The sequence below is a fragment of the Cytobacillus sp. FSL K6-0129 genome (assembly GCF_038007625.1).
Taxonomy (GTDB): Bacteria; Bacillota; Bacilli; order Bacillales; family Cytobacillaceae; genus Cytobacillus; species Cytobacillus kochii.
On record NZ_JBBOXM010000001.1, the window covers coordinates 4,458,605 to 4,475,929 of the forward strand.

At 41.7% G+C, this 17,325-nt stretch carries 8 protein-coding genes, 16 tRNA genes and 3 rRNA genes; 23 read left to right on the plus strand and 4 right to left on the minus strand.

Annotated elements, in window-relative coordinates:
* Positions 1 to 42: 42 nt before the first annotated feature.
* Entirely contained in the window at positions 43 to 4,512 is a 4,470-nt protein-coding gene (locus MHI57_RS22685; RefSeq protein WP_340978265.1) for a glutamate synthase-related protein, read from the minus strand.
* Positions 4,513 to 4,863: 351 nt separating this feature from the next.
* Positions 4,864 to 6,159 carry a glutamate-1-semialdehyde 2,1-aminomutase gene (locus MHI57_RS22690; RefSeq protein WP_095369993.1) on the minus strand — a complete coding sequence of 432 codons (1,296 nt, stop codon included), beginning with the start codon at positions 6,157 to 6,159 and terminating at the stop codon, positions 4,864 to 4,866.
* 262 nt (positions 6,160 to 6,421) lie between these two features.
* Here MHI57_RS22690 and MHI57_RS22695 point away from each other — a divergent pair, with 262 nt between their 5' ends.
* From MHI57_RS22695 to perR, 3 genes are all read left to right on the plus strand, one after another.
* Positions 6,422 to 6,745 (plus strand): potassium channel family protein, encoded by a 324-nt coding sequence (locus MHI57_RS22695; protein ID WP_340978266.1) that lies wholly within the window; start codon positions 6,422 to 6,424, stop codon positions 6,743 to 6,745.
* Between the two features lie 76 nt (positions 6,746 to 6,821).
* Positions 6,822 to 7,292, plus strand: a complete 471-nt coding sequence (bcp, locus tag MHI57_RS22700; RefSeq protein WP_095369992.1) for a thioredoxin-dependent thiol peroxidase — start codon at positions 6,822 to 6,824, stop codon at positions 7,290 to 7,292.
* A gap of 368 nt (positions 7,293 to 7,660) precedes the next feature.
* Positions 7,661 to 8,101 carry a peroxide-responsive transcriptional repressor PerR gene (perR, locus tag MHI57_RS22705; RefSeq protein ID WP_180317040.1) on the plus strand — a complete coding sequence of 147 codons (441 nt, stop codon included), beginning with the start codon at positions 7,661 to 7,663 and terminating at the stop codon, positions 8,099 to 8,101.
* A 127-nt stretch (positions 8,102 to 8,228) separates the two neighbouring features.
* On the opposite strand, the gene MHI57_RS22710 is transcribed toward perR, so the two are convergent.
* Positions 8,229 to 8,591, minus strand: a complete 363-nt coding sequence (locus MHI57_RS22710) for a YgzB family protein (protein ID WP_095369990.1) — start codon at positions 8,589 to 8,591, stop codon at positions 8,229 to 8,231.
* 144 nt (positions 8,592 to 8,735) lie between these two features.
* On the opposite strand from MHI57_RS22710, the gene MHI57_RS22715 reads away from it, so the two are divergent.
* The 20 genes from MHI57_RS22715 (at position 8,736) to MHI57_RS22810 (ending at position 16,595) form a co-directional block, all read left to right on the plus strand.
* On the plus strand, positions 8,736 to 9,596 hold the full coding sequence (locus tag MHI57_RS22715) for a nucleotidyltransferase-like protein (RefSeq protein ID WP_251163047.1): 861 nt from the start codon (positions 8,736 to 8,738) through the stop codon (positions 9,594 to 9,596).
* A 281-nt stretch (positions 9,597 to 9,877) separates the two neighbouring features.
* Positions 9,878 to 11,426 (plus strand): 16S ribosomal RNA (locus MHI57_RS22720).
* 387 nt (positions 11,427 to 11,813) lie between these two features.
* Positions 11,814 to 14,747: ribosomal RNA gene (locus MHI57_RS22725) — 23S ribosomal RNA — on the plus strand.
* Positions 14,748 to 14,976: 229 nt separating this feature from the next.
* Positions 14,977 to 15,094, plus strand: a 5S ribosomal RNA gene (rrf, locus tag MHI57_RS22730).
* The 16S, 23S and 5S rRNA genes sit together here with 16 tRNA genes alongside, the layout of an rRNA operon.
* Before the next feature lie 19 nt (positions 15,095 to 15,113).
* Positions 15,114 to 15,188: transfer RNA gene (locus MHI57_RS22735), tRNA-Asn, on the plus strand.
* A 2-nt stretch (positions 15,189 to 15,190) separates the two neighbouring features.
* A tRNA-Ser gene (locus MHI57_RS22740) sits at positions 15,191 to 15,284 on the plus strand.
* A 15-nt stretch (positions 15,285 to 15,299) separates the two neighbouring features.
* A tRNA-Glu gene (locus MHI57_RS22745) sits at positions 15,300 to 15,374 on the plus strand.
* Between the two features lie 4 nt (positions 15,375 to 15,378).
* A tRNA-Val gene (locus MHI57_RS22750) sits at positions 15,379 to 15,454 on the plus strand.
* A 10-nt stretch (positions 15,455 to 15,464) separates the two neighbouring features.
* Positions 15,465 to 15,538 (plus strand) — tRNA-Met (locus tag MHI57_RS22755).
* A 3-nt stretch (positions 15,539 to 15,541) separates the two neighbouring features.
* Positions 15,542 to 15,618 (plus strand) — tRNA-Asp (locus tag MHI57_RS22760).
* A gap of 54 nt (positions 15,619 to 15,672) precedes the next feature.
* Positions 15,673 to 15,748, plus strand: a tRNA-Phe gene (locus MHI57_RS22765).
* 3 nt (positions 15,749 to 15,751) lie between these two features.
* Positions 15,752 to 15,824: transfer RNA gene (locus MHI57_RS22770), tRNA-Thr, on the plus strand.
* A gap of 11 nt (positions 15,825 to 15,835) precedes the next feature.
* Positions 15,836 to 15,919 (plus strand) — tRNA-Tyr (locus tag MHI57_RS22775).
* Positions 15,920 to 15,922: 3 nt separating this feature from the next.
* A tRNA-Trp gene (locus MHI57_RS22780) sits at positions 15,923 to 15,996 on the plus strand.
* Positions 15,997 to 16,002: 6 nt separating this feature from the next.
* Positions 16,003 to 16,078: transfer RNA gene (locus tag MHI57_RS22785), tRNA-His, on the plus strand.
* A gap of 46 nt (positions 16,079 to 16,124) precedes the next feature.
* Positions 16,125 to 16,199 (plus strand) — tRNA-Gln (locus tag MHI57_RS22790).
* A 5-nt stretch (positions 16,200 to 16,204) separates the two neighbouring features.
* Positions 16,205 to 16,279: transfer RNA gene (locus MHI57_RS22795), tRNA-Gly, on the plus strand.
* Between the two features lie 19 nt (positions 16,280 to 16,298).
* A tRNA-Cys gene (locus tag MHI57_RS22800) sits at positions 16,299 to 16,372 on the plus strand.
* A gap of 31 nt (positions 16,373 to 16,403) precedes the next feature.
* Positions 16,404 to 16,492, plus strand: a tRNA-Leu gene (locus tag MHI57_RS22805).
* 21 nt (positions 16,493 to 16,513) lie between these two features.
* Positions 16,514 to 16,595 (plus strand) — tRNA-Leu (locus tag MHI57_RS22810).
* 187 nt (positions 16,596 to 16,782) lie between these two features.
* Here MHI57_RS22810 and MHI57_RS22815 read toward each other — a convergent pair.
* Positions 16,783 to 17,073 carry a hypothetical protein gene (locus MHI57_RS22815; protein ID WP_340978268.1) on the minus strand — a complete coding sequence of 97 codons (291 nt, stop codon included), beginning with the start codon at positions 17,071 to 17,073 and terminating at the stop codon, positions 16,783 to 16,785.
* Positions 17,074 to 17,325 lie beyond the last annotated feature (252 nt).

Here is a 17,325-nt window from a genome sequence, read left to right on the forward strand (position 1 = left end):
AAATCAAATTAGTATTTCTTAGCAAAAGAAATGTATGTTATATCACTCAGTTGAAACAGAAGGATCGGCTTGTTCTTTAACTGGAACAACTTGCAAAAAGTGACTACTTAAATCTGATAAAAGAGCTTTTAAACCAATTGCTTCTTCTTCTTGGTTTTGATCCATCAATAGATTGATATATTTTTCTAATAGTTCTTTTACATCATCTAGTCCATTTTGGTCAAGCTCGGTTACGTTTACTTTTGCACCTTTAGCTATTCTTCTTTCAATTGCCGCTTTTGTTAATCCCATTTCAGGTTGATGTCTTAAGTAGACGACGCCACCTGTCATCCCTGCACAAATCCATGGGCCCGGATCACCTAATACAATGCCGCGACCGTTTGTCATATATTCAAACGCAAATCCCTTAATATTCGCATTTGTACCGATTTTCCCAAATTCCTTCTCTGGAATTGCACTTGTTAGTTGTCCACCGATAATCATATCAGCTCCAGATAGACGAATACCAGCTCTTGCATCAGCGTTTCCTTGGGCAACGAGAAGTCCCACTTGTGCACCATAGCCAAAACCTTTTCCAACAGATCCATTATAATACTGTCCATTCTTACCTTTCGATTTAAAAATTAAGATTTGACCACCGAAGGAAGTTTTACCAATACCATCTTGTGCACCGCCTGCTACTTCGATGTTTATGCCGAAACTGTTATAGGCTCCTAATCCGTTACCAGGGATAGACCCATCATTATATTTGAGGTCAACTGGAGGAAGGGTTTTATATGATCCATCTAAGCGTCCTCTTACACGGTGACAAGATACACGACTACCAAGCACCCTTTGCTCTGAAGTAACATTAGAGAAGGTACGCGATTGGTGTAATTCTTCTACACTCTTGTCTAGATATTCAGCACCAACAGCTACTTGTAATTGTGCCTCACTCACTTCTTTAGGTTGTTCATTATTGGTGAGCTGTGAAATCTCTAATGTACGAAGTAAGTAGTCTAAATTCAATTGTTCTTTTCCTTTTATTTGTTCAAGTAAATCTGTACGTCCAATGGCATCTTGTAAATTGCGAATACCGATGCTACCCGCAAGTGCTTGCAGTTCTTTACCGAAAGCAGAAAATAAGTTAACTAAACCTTGGACAGCAGATTCAAATTGACGAGGAACGAATCTTCTTAACCCATGTTCTTTTGCTTGTGCCTCTGAATCAATTTGCGTAGCAATTCCAACATGACAAGTATCTAGATGACACCCACGGCAAGTTGTACAACCAATGGCTAACATTGATAAAGTACCAAACCCGACTCTATTTGCACCGAGTAACATCACTTTTAAAACATCACTAACACTTTTTAAGCCGCCGTCTGCCCATAGCTCAACATAATCTCTTAATCCAGCTTCTAGTAAGGCGTTGTGTGCCGCTTTAACACCAATTTCAACTGGTAATCCAACATGTTGGAGCGCGTGGATTCTAGCTGCACCTGTACCGCCATCAAACCCACTTAAAGTGATAATATCCGCACCAGCTTTAGCGATCCCTACAGCAATTGTTCCAATATTAGGCACAACAGGAACTTTAACTGACACTTTCGCCTTATCGTTCGCTGTTTTTAATTCATGAATCATTTGTGCTAAATCTTCAATAGAATAAATATCATGATTATTTGAAGGTGAAATTAAATCAGATCCAATTGTTGCATTTCTAGCTTCAGCTATTTTAGCTGTTACTTTAGAGCCTGGTAGATGTCCACCTTCACCTGGTTTTGCTCCTTGGCCGATTTTAATCTCAAGGAGGTTAGAAGAGTTAAGAAGCTCAGCGTTTACTCCAAATCGTCCTGAGGCAACTTGCTGACCTCTTGTACGAGGGTATTTCCCGAGCATATCTTTTATTTCTCCGCCTTCGCCATTTAAACTAATCATATTTAGTCTTTCTGCACCTTCTGCATAGGCTCTAAAAGCAATTTCATTTTGAGAACCAAATGACATAGAAGAAATAACGAATGGTAAGTTATGATCTCCAACAGAAATATTAACATCCTCTGGTGAAATTTTGGTTTCTGATTGTTTAAAATCAGTTAGGTGACGGATGGTTGTTGGGTTCTGAGCTTCTTGTTCGCTTATCTTTTCACGGTAAGCATCATATTCACCTGTGGATGCAACTTCACCAATTGCTTTCCAAATTCTCGGGAATAGATGGAAGGTTTTCCCGATTCTGTTTTTCTCGTTAATAAAGTCTTCAGCTCTTAATAAAGCATCTTCTTTCATGTGACCAAAATTGTATTTAAGCTCACCTGAACCAAAGAAATTGATGATATTTAAATATTCAGCGATTTCTTCGTTTAAGCCAATAGTTGAGAATAAGCGACCATATCCTCTTAGTTCATGAATACCGATTGTAGAGATTACCTTTTCCAACCCTTTTGTTAAAGCTGAATATAAGTTAACAAGAGGAGTTATTTCTTCGTTAGCAACAGTTACAAACATATAATATGGGCTAATTAAATCTGCACCTAAACCGTAAGCTGTAATAATATCATGTAATGACCTGATAGAAGCGGAACGTAAAAGTAAAGAACAGTCTCTCCTTATTGTTTCTTTTACTAATGCTTGATCAATGGCAGATACGACTAAGTGTGGATCCATCCAGTAGGAATCTTCTTGATGAGCACTAGCATCATTCAAGACAATAAGTGTTTTACCAGCTTTAACTGATTCAATCGCTTCTTTTGATAAGCGTGAAATTGACTCTTTAATCGTTTCATCTTTTGAAAAAGTGATAGAAAGATAGGCAATTTTCTTTTGTGCTTGATAATATTCAGTTACTTGATCATAGCTAGGCTGATTGATTTCCTTAACACACTCGTATCCTAATTTTCCTTCTATTAATAATGGTGTTTGTAATTCAAGTACATCTATTGATTCTTCATTATTAAAGAGCGACGGTCTTTTACCGATAATTGTTCTAGTAGAGAAATGTTCTGTTTCTCTATCTCTATCGATGGCAGGGTTCGTAACAACTGCGACACTTTCTTTAATAAAATCAGCGATATTTGTTCTCTCACCATTTAAAGCAGCTAATGGAGCATCATGGCCAAGTGAACGGATAGGTTCCGCGCCTTTTTCTGCCATTTGTTCTACTAAGTTCACATGGTCTCTTTCCCAACCAAACGCTTTATATTGACCATTATGAATTTTTGTAGGGAAAGCCATTGTAGTTACTTTATTCAAAACTGGCGCACTTAAACGATTTTTATAATCTTTAACATTTACACGAGAAGAGAAGCGATTAAATGTTTCTTCCTGATAGTTTTCATGTTCATATTTTTCTAGTTTATTACCGTTCCATTTGAAGCCAACTTTTTCACCAGGAGATAAGGGCTTTGGTTCATTTACATATTCACTCGATGAAATAATCCCTGGTTCAGATGAGAATAAATAAGAACTTTCAGTCTCTAACATCCAAAGGGGTCTTAATCCAAGGGAGTCTACACTATATACTGCTTCGTCTCCGAATCTTGAGATAATTCCAGCAGGCCCTTGAGCGAAATGTCCCCATGCTTCCCTTATATAAGTATATAAATCTTGCAAATGAGGAGGGTATGACTTGATTTCGTTAATGATTGGAGGGAAGAGTACGTCCATCGCTTCAAATAATGAATAGCCATCTCTACAAATGAGTGTTTCAATGGTTCTGCTTAAATCTTGGGAATCACTACCTCCTCTAACGAGTGGTACATTAATCATTCTAGCTTCGTCGCGTAATTTTGCAATCGTATTAATTTCACCATTATGCCCTAAGACGGCAAATGGTTGCACACGAAAAAAGCTTGAGAGTGTATTAGTCGAATAACGATTATGGCCAAGAGTCATAGTCGAAGCTACCAATGGGTTTGCTAGGTCATGGTAGTATTTAGGTAAAATATCGCCAGCTCCCATTACTTTATATACAGCATGATACTGACTAAGGGATGCTACGTGAATAAATTCATTTTTTTCTGCTTCTACAATAACTTCTAATATCGCTTGATTCAGATCTGTTTCATTTTTATCAACCATACATGCAATTTGCCAAAAAACAGGGTTCTCTTGAATCGCTATTGGGCCAAGTGCAGAAGAATCTGTCACTTCATCTGATTCGAAAATTAAAGAAAACCCTTTATCATCAAGAAGTTGGCGTACTTCTGTTTTGAAGGTTTCACTTTGTTCATTACGAGTGAAAAAGAGATGACCGACGACAAAATTGGGTGTGTCAACAACTGTTGAATCGATTTGAGCATTTTTAAGTTTTTCTTTCCAGAGTGTACGGGGGATATCGATATGAATCCCGACGCCATCTCCTTCTCCATTAATAAATCCTGCACGGTGGTTCATTGTTACTAATGCATCTATACAACTGAAAATATTTTCACGTGTTGGAATTTTTTCTTTTTCTAATGAAGAAACAATCCCACATGCATCGTGTTCTTGATTATTAAAATTTTTGAATTGGGAAGGGGTCCATTGTTGAGTCATAGTATTCGGCTTTTTGAGGCAATGCCTTAAGCCGTTCACCTCCTAGTTTAGTAATGTTTTTGAGGTTGCTAGATTGTTAAGATTTCTAGCGAAGTTAATTGAAATGTTATTTAACTGGGTAACGCATTAAAGTGTTTCGGTAACGAAGGAATTATACAGAATATTTTCATTATCATATCACATGAATTTTCAGAAATCAATTATTTATACATTTTTATGGATATGGAAAAGGTTGAGAATGTATAAAAATGTATAGCGGAATCTATATTTGTAAACGTTTTCATAGTATGTATCAAGAGAAAAAGAGAGCTAGTAGGCTCTCTTTTTGTGTATAAAAAATGAATATTTTATTTATTGGTTGGCTAATTCTTCGAAAGTATCATGGACTGCTTGAATGGTAGCGTCAATATCTTCTTCTGTATGAGCAATTGTAAGGAACCATGCTTCATATTTGGAAGGTGCTAGGTTGATGCCTCTATTTAACATAAGCTTGAAGAACTTAGCAAACATCTCACCGTCCGTATTTTCTGCTTGTTCATAGTTGATTACTTTTTCATCAGTAAAATAAACAGTTAATGCCCCTTTTAATCGATTAATTGATATGGAAATATTGAACTGCTTGGCCGCATTCATGATGCCATCTTCAAGCTTTTCACCTAATCTATCTAAGTATTCATATACCCCAGGTTGTTTTAATACTTCTAAGCAAGCAATTCCAGCTAAGATTGATGCAGGGTTTCCTGCCATTGTTCCTGCTTGATAGGCGGGACCTAGTGGAGCAACACTCTCCATAATCTCTTTTTTTCCACCGTAGGCACCAATGGGTAAGCCGCCGCCAATGATTTTTCCTAATGCTGTGAGGTCTGGTTGCACACCTAATAAATCCTGTGCACCTCCATAGTGAAAACGGAAAGCGGTAATAACTTCATCATATATAACGAGTGAACCATGTGAATGACTTATCTCATTTACCTCTTCCAAGAACCCTGGTAAGGGCTCGACAATACCGAAGTTCCCTACAATCGGTTCTACTAAAACTCCTGCAATCTCATGTCCCCATTTATCCATAGCTTGTTTAAATGAATCAATGTCATTAAAAGGAACGGTGATTACTTCTTTTGCAATCGATTGAGGTACCCCGGCAGAATCAGGTGTACCAAGGGTTGACGGACCAGAACCAGCTGCAACTAGTACTAGATCTGAATGTCCGTGATAACAGCCGGCAAATTTAATTATTTTATCTTTTCCTGTATACGCTCTTGCAACCCTTATGGTTGTCATCACAGCTTCCGTACCGGAATTCACAAATCTTACTTTTTCTAAATTAGGCATCGCCTCTTTTAGCAATTTAGCGAAGTCTACTTCATACGGAGTAGGTGTGCCAAATAGTACTCCTCTTTCGGCAGCTTCTTTAATGGCTTTCGTTATATGAGGGTGAGCATGTCCTGTAATAATGGGTCCATAGGCTGCTAAATAATCAATATATTGATTCCCATCTACATCAAAGAAGTAAGCACCTTGGCCTCTCTCCATTGCAACAGGTGATCCTCCACCAACCGCTTTATAAGAACGAGAAGGGCTGTTTACGCCCCCGACAATGTGTTCAACAGCTTCTTTATGTAGTCGTTCGGAATTGATAAAATGCATCAATATTCCTCCTTAAGTAATATAATCTCCCTTTATATTTTAACATGTAAGCTATCGATATGTTAAAAGCAAAATATTTTCATATCTATAGTCAGTAAGACAACTTGTCATACTCTCAAAAGGTTGAACGTATAATGGTAATACCGTCACGAGAGAGGTGAGGTTAGTCTTGCTATTTTTTTTCGTTATTTTTACTGTTACATTATGTATTTTTATGAGTATGCAAAGCCTCTTAACCCCTAAAAGAACGAAGGGAAGATGGGTGTCATTAGATAACTTTTTTTATTTAATTTGTCTATATGCTACGATTTTAATTGCTTTTGGGTTAATATATATTATTCTCGATTTAAATGGGCATGTTGTGCTAATAGATGAAACAAGCTATGGAGGTATTAATTTCTTAGATCGTCTTGCATCAGGTTTTTATTTTAGTGCTGTTACTCTTTTTTCATTGGGTTATGGAGATGTTATCCCTGTGGGTTTAGGCCGTATGGTTGCGATGGTTGAAGCGTTGATAGGTTATGTCATTCCAACAGCATTTGTCGCAAGAGTTGTTTTTAATATTGATAATAAGAATGATCAATGAGAAGAAGGGTGTTTACTTGTATTTCACTCTTGTTTTTTATAGTCTAAGAAAAACGTGGTTAAGGAGTGAACGATTTATGAGTATAGAACTTGGAGAAAAAGCACCCGCATTTACATTAGAAGCAAGTAATGGAGAAGTTGTTAATCTAGAAGATTTTCGCGGGAGAAATGTCGTATTATATTTTTATCCTAAGGATATGACACCTGGTTGTACGACTGAGGCATGTGATTTCCGCGATAAGCATAATGACTTTTCTGATGTGAATACGGTCATTATTGGTGTCAGTCCTGACCCAATTAAACGTCATGAGAAATTTATTGAGAAACATGGGTTACCATTTCTTTTGCTTGCAGATGAAAATCATGAAGTTGCAGAAAGCTACGGAGTTTGGAAGTTGAAAAAGAATTTTGGTAAAGAATATATGGGGATTGAACGCTCTACATTTGTGATTGACGAGGAAGGCAGACTAATAAAAGAGTGGCGAAAAGTGAAAGTAAAAGGACATGTAGAGGATGCATTGCATTTCTTACAGGATAGAAAAGGTTAGGCTTTTAAATAACATGATAATAACTTGCCCATTTTAAAAAATTTAAGGCTTTTGTCCACGCAAGTAAAGCTAGTTTGAATATGATTAAACTAGGGCATACCTCCTCAAATATATTTTCCGGACTTTTAAAATGAGTCCGGAATTTTTTATGATGACAGGTTAGATCTGTTGATTTGTGGGATGAGAAATACAAAGGTATTAACAAAGTTAAGTTTATTAAAGATGGAATATTAGATGAGTTTAGTCTATATGATAAAATAAGAAAAACATACTTCTTGAAACGCGGTTATTGACAACTTTCAATAATTATTAGTAAACTATTTATAAAGATTATAATTTAAGAATGAATAGAAGAGAGGTGCATGACGGTGGCGCAAACACATCTTAAAGAAGCATTGGATACGTTAAAAGATACAGGGGTTCGCATTACTCCACAGCGTCATGCGATACTTGAATATTTAATAAACTCAATGACGCACCCAACAGCTGATGACATATACAAAGCATTAGAGGGAACGTTCCCAAATATGAGTGTGGCTACAGTTTACAATAATTTAAGAGTATTTCGTGAGGTTGGGTTAGTAAAAGAACTAACCTATGGAGATTCATCCAGCAGATTTGATTTTGTAACAACACAACATTATCACGTCATTTGTGAAGGTTGTGGTAAAATTGTTGATTTTCATTATCCTGGTTTGGATGAAGTTGAACAATTAGCAGCACATGTGACTGGCTTTAAAGTAAGTCACCATAGAATGGAAGTTTATGGGGAATGTCCAGAGTGTTCAAAGAAAAAAGAAATGCATTAAAAAATGTCTAAAGCTGTCAGCGTACTGCTGCCAGCTTTTTCTCTGTATTTTTTTGTTTAGTTTTCTATACAAATGAGTAAACATATTGTTTGTTTTAAGATTTACATCCTTTTTGGCGTGTGAAAATCTACTGTTTTAATGAAGTATCTTTTCGATTATATTTTTCGTCAAAATCTTTTCCTTCTAGTGAGCGATCGAGCGTTAGTGGTTCACGACAATGCATGCACATATCAACCCGTCCTAATATTTTGGTTGGCTTGTTACAATTTGGGCAAACAACTTGTATTGCTTTAGTTGAAAGGATGCCAATCCACAAGTAAATAACCGTACTAGCAATAATGAATAATACACCAAGCAGCATACATAAAGACATAATTAATGGTGAAGTTCTGAAAAAGATACCTATGTACATGACAATAAATCCAACAAATATTAAGCTTAAAGCGAAGGTTCTTATTTTATTTATTTTACTCGAATATTTTTTTGCCATTTTGTTCCCTCCTAAACACTAACTATATCATATCATTGTAAGAAAAAATAAAAAAATTGTCACTATTTGTTGGTGTTTATCAAAGGAAATTTAGATGAATTGTCGAACTAATATATATTAATACGAAATTATGGGGGCGTTATGATGGAAGATATACTCCGTCCTATTTATCAAGAAAGAGCTAGTCAACTAAATACACTAGGTGTGTTAATTGTAGAGGGAAATGAAAAGACAATTTCAAATAGAGATACGTTTGATGCAATACTATTAATTATCGTAGAAAATGCGGATACGCCTATTTTTGTGAAGCATTACACATTTGAAGATAAGAAAGCCTCAATGCAAATAATAACGAAGCAACAATTGGATCAATGGATACTTATGGGGAGTAATAGGAAGATTTTTGACTGGCTTTATAGTGGGAAGGTTTTATTTGATCGCAATGAATATATAGGAAACTTGCGTGATAAATTAAACGAATTCCCTTTCAAGGACAGAAAGCTCAAAATGGGACTAGAGTTTGCTAAGCTGATAAGAAGATATACAGATGGGAAAACTTTGTTTGAAAATCAGAATTATTTCGATGCTTATAATAATGTTGTTCATTCTTTGCATCATTTAGCAAGGCTTTCAATTATAGAAAATGGTTTCCATCCAGAAGTAACATTGTGGAATCAAATTCGCCATATGGAACCAGAAATAATGAAACTTTATGAAGAGTTAGTACAAAGTCATGAGCCGCTTGAGAAAAGGTTAGAGCTATTATTTTTAGCTAGTGAATTTTTAATTCATTCACGAACAAAGGCTGGAGTTGGCCATTTACTTGAAGTTTTAGCAGAACAATCAGTTTGGACAATTCAAGAAATCATCCAGCATAAAGAACTGAGACACTACTCAGTGGATTTGGTGATTCTACTAGAATACTTAATTGATAAAGGGTTTATTAAAGTGATTAGTGAAGAAACAAAAGGAAAAGGGATTAAACACCGATATTACAGTTTGTAATAAATTATATTAAAAAAGCAAAAAGTGGTTGACCCAGGAAAAAAATGATGATATATTAATAACCGTCGCTAATAACTGTATGAAAAACAGCTAACGCGACGGATGATTTAAAAAAGTATTGACTCCATAATAATAGATATGTTATTATTGGAAAGTCGCTTCTAAAGCGAACGAGATTGTTCTTTGAAAACTGAACGAACGTAAAACGTCAAGCGTAATTCTAAAAAAGCTGATTTATCAGCAACAAAGCACCATAGGTGCAAATGAGCTAATCAAACACTTTATTGGAGAGTTTGATCCTGGCTCAGGACGAACGCTGGCGGCGTGCCTAATACATGCAAGTCGAGCGAATCTGAGGGAGCTTGCTCCCAAAGATTAGCGGCGGACGGGTGAGTAACACGTGGGCAACCTGCCTGTAAGACTGGGATAACTCCGGGAAACCGGGGCTAATACCGGATAATATCTATTTATACATATAATTAGATTGAAAGATGGTTCTGCTATCACTTACAGATGGGCCCGCGGCGCATTAGCTAGTTGGTGAGGTAACGGCTCACCAAGGCGACGATGCGTAGCCGACCTGAGAGGGTGATCGGCCACACTGGGACTGAGACACGGCCCAGACTCCTACGGGAGGCAGCAGTAGGGAATCTTCCGCAATGGACGAAAGTCTGACGGAGCAACGCCGCGTGAGTGATGAAGGTTTTCGGATCGTAAAACTCTGTTGTTAGGGAAGAACAAGTATCGGAGTAACTGCCGGTACCTTGACGGTACCTAACCAGAAAGCCACGGCTAACTACGTGCCAGCAGCCGCGGTAATACGTAGGTGGCAAGCGTTGTCCGGAATTATTGGGCGTAAAGCGCGCGCAGGCGGTTCCTTAAGTCTGATGTGAAAGCCCACGGCTCAACCGTGGAGGGTCATTGGAAACTGGGGAACTTGAGTGCAGAAGAGGAAAGTGGAATTCCAAGTGTAGCGGTGAAATGCGTAGAGATTTGGAGGAACACCAGTGGCGAAGGCGACTTTCTGGTCTGTAACTGACGCTGAGGCGCGAAAGCGTGGGGAGCAAACAGGATTAGATACCCTGGTAGTCCACGCCGTAAACGATGAGTGCTAAGTGTTAGAGGGTTTCCGCCCTTTAGTGCTGCAGCAAACGCATTAAGCACTCCGCCTGGGGAGTACGACCGCAAGGTTGAAACTCAAAGGAATTGACGGGGGCCCGCACAAGCGGTGGAGCATGTGGTTTAATTCGAAGCAACGCGAAGAACCTTACCAGGTCTTGACATCCTCTGACAATCCTAGAGATAGGACTTTCCCCTTCGGGGGACAGAGTGACAGGTGGTGCATGGTTGTCGTCAGCTCGTGTCGTGAGATGTTGGGTTAAGTCCCGCAACGAGCGCAACCCTTGATCTTAGTTGCCAGCATTTAGTTGGGCACTCTAAGGTGACTGCCGGTGACAAACCGGAGGAAGGTGGGGATGACGTCAAATCATCATGCCCCTTATGACCTGGGCTACACACGTGCTACAATGGATGGTACAAAGGGCTGCAAGACCGCGAGGTTTAGCCAATCCCATAAAACCATTCTCAGTTCGGATTGTAGGCTGCAACTCGCCTACATGAAGCCGGAATCGCTAGTAATCGCGGATCAGCATGCCGCGGTGAATACGTTCCCGGGCCTTGTACACACCGCCCGTCACACCACGAGAGTTTGTAACACCCGAAGTCGGTGGGGTAACCTTTTGGAGCCAGCCGCCTAAGGTGGGACAGATGATTGGGGTGAAGTCGTAACAAGGTAGCCGTATCGGAAGGTGCGGCTGGATCACCTCCTTTCTAAGGAATATACGGAATTAACTTGATGTTAGACTGTTCGTTCAGTTTTGAGAGTATAATCTCTCAAAATAAGGTGAAAGTAGCGAAGGATTCAAGGAAGCGTAAGCTGACGAGAATACCAAAGCTTACCATTCATCAATCGTTCTTTGAAAACTAGATAATGTAATGAAGAAGATTACCGAGTAATCGCCACCTTAGTTATTTTCTCTCTATATAATAGAGTAGAGATACTAAACTTTTTTTAAAAACATACAACCGTGAGGGTTGTGAGAAGCAAGCAGTTCAAGGAAGCGAGCGAGGAAACACCGGAGTGTGCGTCTTGTGCACATGAGGATGTTGACGAGTGAGCTGACGCCGAAATGCGTAGCTTATCGCAAGCCGAACAATGGTTAAGTTAATAAGGGCGCACGGTGAATGCCTTGGCACTAGGAGCCGATGAAGGACGGGACTAACACCGATATGCTTCGGGGAGCTGTAAGTAAGCTTTGATCCGGAGATTTCCGAATGGGGAAACCCCCTATCCGTTATGGGATAGGATCCATACCTGAATACATAGGGTATGGAAGGCAGACCCGGGGAACTGAAACATCTAAGTACCCGGAGGAAGAGAAAGCAAACGCGATTCCCTGAGTAGCGGCGAGCGAAACGGGATTAGCCCAAACCAAGAGGCTTGCCTCTTGGGGTTGTAGGACATTCTATACGGAGTTACAAAGGAACGAGATAGACGAAGAGGTCTGGAAAGGCCCGCCATAGGAGGTAAAAGCCCTGTAGTTGAAACTTCGTTCCCTCCAGAGTGGATCCTGAGTACGGCGGGACACGAGAAATCCCGTCGGAAGCAGGGAGGACCATCTCCCAAGGCTAAATACTCCCTAGTGACCGATAGTGAACCAGTACCGTGAGGGAAAGGTGAAAAGCACCCCGGAAGGGGAGTGAAAGAGATCCTGAAACCGTGTGCCTACAAGTAGTTAGAGCCCGTTAATGGGTGATAGCGTGCCTTTTGTAGAATGAACCGGCGAGTTACGATTACATGCGAGGTTAAGTTGGACAGACGGAGCCGTAGCGAAAGCGAGTCTGAATAGGGCGAATTTAGTATGTGGTCGTAGACCCGAAACCAGGTGATCTACCCATGTCCAGGGTGAAGTCCAGGTAACACTGGATGGAGGCCCGAACCCACGTACGTTGAAAAGTGCGGGGATGAGGTGTGGGTAGCGGAGAAATTCCAATCGAACTTGGAGATAGCTGGTTCTCTCCGAAATAGCTTTAGGGCTAGCCTCATGCGTAAGAATCTTGGAGGTAGAGCACTGTTTGGACTAGGGGCCCTCATCGGGTTACCGAATTCAGACAAACTCCGAATGCCAAAGATTTATCCATGGGAGTCAGACTGCGAGTGATAAGATCCGTAGTCAAGAGGGAAACAGCCCAGACCACCAGCTAAGGTCCCAAAGTATACGTTAAGTGGAAAAGGATGTGGAGTTGCTTAGACAACCAGGATGTTGGCTTAGAAGCAGCCACCATTTAAAGAGTGCGTAATAGCTCACTGGTCGAGTGACTCCGCGCCGAAAATGTACCGGGGCTAAACGTATCACCGAAGCTGTGGATTGAACATCGTTGATGTTCAGTGGTAGGAGAGCGTTCTAAGGGCGTTGAAGCTAGACCGTAAGGACTGGTGGAGCGCTTAGAAGTGAGAATGCCGGTATGAGTAGCGAAAGATGGGTGAGAATCCCATCCACCGAATGCCTAAGGTTTCCTGAGGAAGGCTCGTCCGCTCAGGGTTAGTCGGGACCTAAGCCGAGGCTGAAAAGCGTAGGCGATGGACAACAGGTTGATATTCCTGTACCACCGTATTCTGTTTGAGTGATGGGGGGACGCAGGAGGATAGGGTAAGCGCACTATTGGATGTGCGTCTAAGCAGTTAGAGGGACCATGAGGCAAATCCCATGGTCATATACCTTGAGCTGTGATAGCGAGGGAAATTTAGTACCGAAGTTCTTGATTCCACACTGCCAAGAAAAGCCTCTAGCGAGGAATAAGGTGCCCGTACCGCAAACCGACACAGGTAGGCGAGGAGAGAATCCTAAGGTGAGCGAGAGAACTCTCGTTAAGGAACTCGGCAAAATGACCCCGTAACTTCGGGAGAAGGGGTGCTCATTAGGGTGTTAAAGCCTTGATGAGCCGCAGTGAATAGGCCCAGGCGACTGTTTAGCAAAAACACAGGTCTCTGCGAAGCCGCAAGGCGAAGTATAGGGGCTGACGCCTGCCCGGTGCTGGAAGGTTAAGAGGAGAGGTTAGCTCACGCGAAGCTTTGAATCGAAGCCCCAGTAAACGGCGGCCGTAACTATAACGGTCCTAAGGTAGCGAAATTCCTTGTCGGGTAAGTTCCGACCCGCACGAAAGGCGTAACGATCTGGGCACTGTCTCAACGAGAGACTCGGTGAAATTATAGTACCTGTGAAGATGCAGGTTACCCGCGACAGGACGGAAAGACCCCGTGGAGCTTTACTGTAGCCTGATATTGAATTTTGGTACAGCTTGTACAGGATAGGTAGGAGCCTTAGAAGCCGGAGCGCTAGCTTCGGTGGAGGCGTCGGTGGGATACTACCCTGGCTGTATTGAAATTCTAACCCACATCCCTTATCGGGATGGGAGACAGTGTCAGGTGGGCAGTTTGACTGGGGCGGTCGCCTCCTAAAGAGTAACGGAGGCGCCCAAAGGTTCCCTCAGAATGGTTGGAAATCATTCGTAGAGTGTAAAGGCACAAGGGAGCTTGACTGCGAGACCTACAAGTCGAGCAGGGACGAAAGTCGGGCTTAGTGATCCGGTGGTTCCGCATGGAAGGGCCATCGCTCAACGGATAAAAGCTACCCCGGGGATAACAGGCTTATCTCCCCCAAGAGTCCACATCGACGGGGAGGTTTGGCACCTCGATGTCGGCTCATCGCATCCTGGGGCTGTAGTCGGTCCCAAGGGTTGGGCTGTTCGCCCATTAAAGCGGTACGCGAGCTGGGTTCAGAACGTCGTGAGACAGTTCGGTCCCTATCCGTCGTGGGCGCAGGAAATTTGAGAGGAGCTGTCCTTAGTACGAGAGGACCGGGATGGACGCACCGCTGGTGTACCAGTTGTCTTGCCAAAGGCATCGCTGGGTAGCTATGTGCGGAAGGGATAAGTGCTGAAAGCATCTAAGCATGAAGCCCCCCTCGAGATGAGATTTCCCATAGCGCAAGCTAGTAAGATCCCTGAAAGATGATCAGGTTGATAGGTTAGAGGTGGAAGTGTGGCGACACATGCAGCTGACTAATACTAATCGATCGAGGACTTAACCAAAAACGAAAAGCGAAAGCGCCTATCTAGGCGCTGTAGCTGGACAATACGAAATGCGGGCGGCTTCAAGCCGCCGCAGCTAGACAGCACTACGTAAGTAGTCGCGTCAGCACGCATTCAGGCGATTACTCAAAACAATCTTCTTCAACATTACCTAGTTTTCAGAGAATGATTTAAAATTTCTCTTGAAAATTTTATTAAAGACGTTATAATAATATATGTCTTTAAAAAGTCCGGTGGCGATAGCGAGAAGGTCACACCCGTTCCCATACCGAACACGGAAGTTAAGCTTCTAAAGCGCCGATGGTAGTTAGGGGCTGTCCCCTTGTGAGAGTAGGAAGTTGCCGGGCATACATACTATTAAATTATTCCGCAGTAGCTCAGTGGTAGAGCATTCGGCTGTTAACCGAACGGTCGTAGGTTCGAATCCTACCTGCGGAGCCAATGGAGAGCTGTCCGAGCTGGCCGAAGGAGCACGATTGGAAATCGTGTAGGCGGTTTATAGCCGTCTCAAGGGTTCAAATCCCTTGCTCTCCGCCATTAAACATATAAATTGGCCCCTTGGTCAAGCGGTTAAGACACCGCCCTTTCACGGCGGTAACACGGGTTCGAATCCCGTAGGGGTCACCATTTTGGAGGATTAGCTCAGCTGGGAGAGCATCTGCCTTACAAGCAGAGGGTCGGCGGTTCGATCCCGTCATCCTCCACCATTCATATTATCGCGGGGTGGAGCAGTCCGGTAGCTCGTCGGGCTCATAACCCGAAGGTCGCAGGTTCAAATCCTGCCCCCGCAATTTGGTCCGGTAGTTCAGTTGGTTAGAATGCCTGCCTGTCACGCAGGAGGTCGCGGGTTCGAGTCCCGTCCGGACCGCCACTACATAAATTCACACAAATTAATTTAAAACATATTGTAAAACGTATAAGTTTTGGCTCAGTAGCTCAGTCGGTAGAGCAAAGGACTGAAAATCCTTGTGTCGGCGGTTCGATTCCGTCCTGAGCCACCATTTGCCGGCCTAGCTCAATTGGTAGAGCAACTGACTTGTAATCAGTAGGTTGGGGGTTCAAGTCCTCTGGCCGGCATTGTTTTTTATGGAGGGGTAGCGAAGTGGCTAAACGCGGCGGACTGTAAATCCGCTCCTTCGGGTTCGGCAGTTCGAATCTGCCCCCCTCCACCATCTAGGGGTATAGTTTAATGGTAAAACGAAGGTCTCCAAAACCTTTGATGTGGGTTCGATTCCTACTACCCCTGCCAATTATGGCGGTTGTGGCGAAGTGGTTAACGCATCGGATTGTGGTTCCGACATTCGTGGGTTCGATTCCCATCAGCCGCCCCATTATTTTAAATTCACATTTTTTGCTTTCATGCATAGAATATACAAATGGGCTATAGCCAAGTGGTAAGGCAACGGATTTTGATTCCGTCATTCGCAGGTTCGAACCCTGCTAGCCCAGCCAGATCTGCGGAAGTAGTTCAGTGGTAGAACATCACCTTGCCAAGGTGAGGGTCGCGGGTTCGAATCCCGTCTTCCGCTCCAAGTAGTTATTTATATTGATGGCGGCATAGCCAAGTGGTAAGGCAGAGGTCTGCAAAACCTTCACCACCGGTTCAAATCCGGTTGCCGCCTCCAATACATATTCACTCATTTTTATACACCTCATGCCGGGGTGGCGGAACTGGCAGACGCACAGGACTTAAAATCCTGCGGTAGGTGACTACCGTACCGGTTCGATTCCGGTCCTCGGCACCATAATTAAATAAAAGAATATTTGCCGGTGTGGCGGAATTGGCAGACGCGCACGACTCAAAATCGTGTTCCGTAAGGAGTGTCGGTTCGACCCCGACCACCGGTATTCTGACGTTCAAATACGTCCATTTTAAAAAACGTTAAAAGCTCACAAATGTTGATTTATCAAGGTTTGTGAGCTTTTCTCTTTTTTGAGAACACGATAGAAAACGATAAGAATTGATTTCTTTTTACACAAATTTTACACATAGAAATCCCTTGATGACATTGATTTATTTAGATGTAAGTTGCATCTATGTTTTACACAAAATGGTCCCTAAGCGCATCAATGAGTAACTAATTATTAATTTTTCTCTTTTTTTAAGAATTCTTTCTTGGAATGCTATGTAGCGTTCTATGGTAAGGAGGTAATGTGCTTCAGACTTTGAAAATTCTTTTTCAATAGTTTCTCTCATAATGTTAGTAATTTGACTCTCACCCTTATAGATGCCTTTATTGATTAATCCATTTAAACGGCCTTCATAGTCACGAGCAGACTTTTCACCAATCTGATACTCCTTCATAAGAAAATCTTTAAATTTCATCGTAGAATTCCCCCGTTATCATTTTTAAAACAAATAGGACAGGTAAGTACCTTTGCATTTATGACAATTTGGCTTCCAATCTTAATGGTTGGGTTCGAATAAGTTAGCTCTGTTTCACACCTAAAGCACCTATTGTTTACAACTTGATAATTCCGAGTATATTTTCATTGACGATAATCCATATTTTTCATGGGATATCACCTCAACTTGATTATACAATTAATAACATTTGATAGCAGGGTATTATAAAAA

Coding starts and splice junctions, on each gene's coding strand:
- bcp (WP_095369992.1), top strand. CDS start 6,822: ATGAGTATAGAACTTGGAGAAAAAGCACCCGCATTTACATTAGAAGCA.
- MHI57_RS22715 (WP_251163047.1), top strand. CDS start 8,736: ATGGAAGATATACTCCGTCCTATTTATCAAGAAAGAGCTAGTCAACTA.
- MHI57_RS22710 (WP_095369990.1), bottom strand. CDS start 8,591: ATGGCAAAAAAATATTCGAGTAAAATAAATAAAATAAGAACCTTCGCT.
- MHI57_RS22815 (WP_340978268.1), bottom strand. CDS start 17,073: ATGAAATTTAAAGATTTTCTTATGAAGGAGTATCAGATTGGTGAAAAG.
- MHI57_RS22685 (WP_340978265.1), bottom strand. CDS start 4,512: ATGACTCAACAATGGACCCCTTCCCAATTCAAAAATTTTAATAATCAA.
- MHI57_RS22690 (WP_095369993.1), bottom strand. CDS start 6,159: ATGCATTTTATCAATTCCGAACGACTACATAAAGAAGCTGTTGAACAC.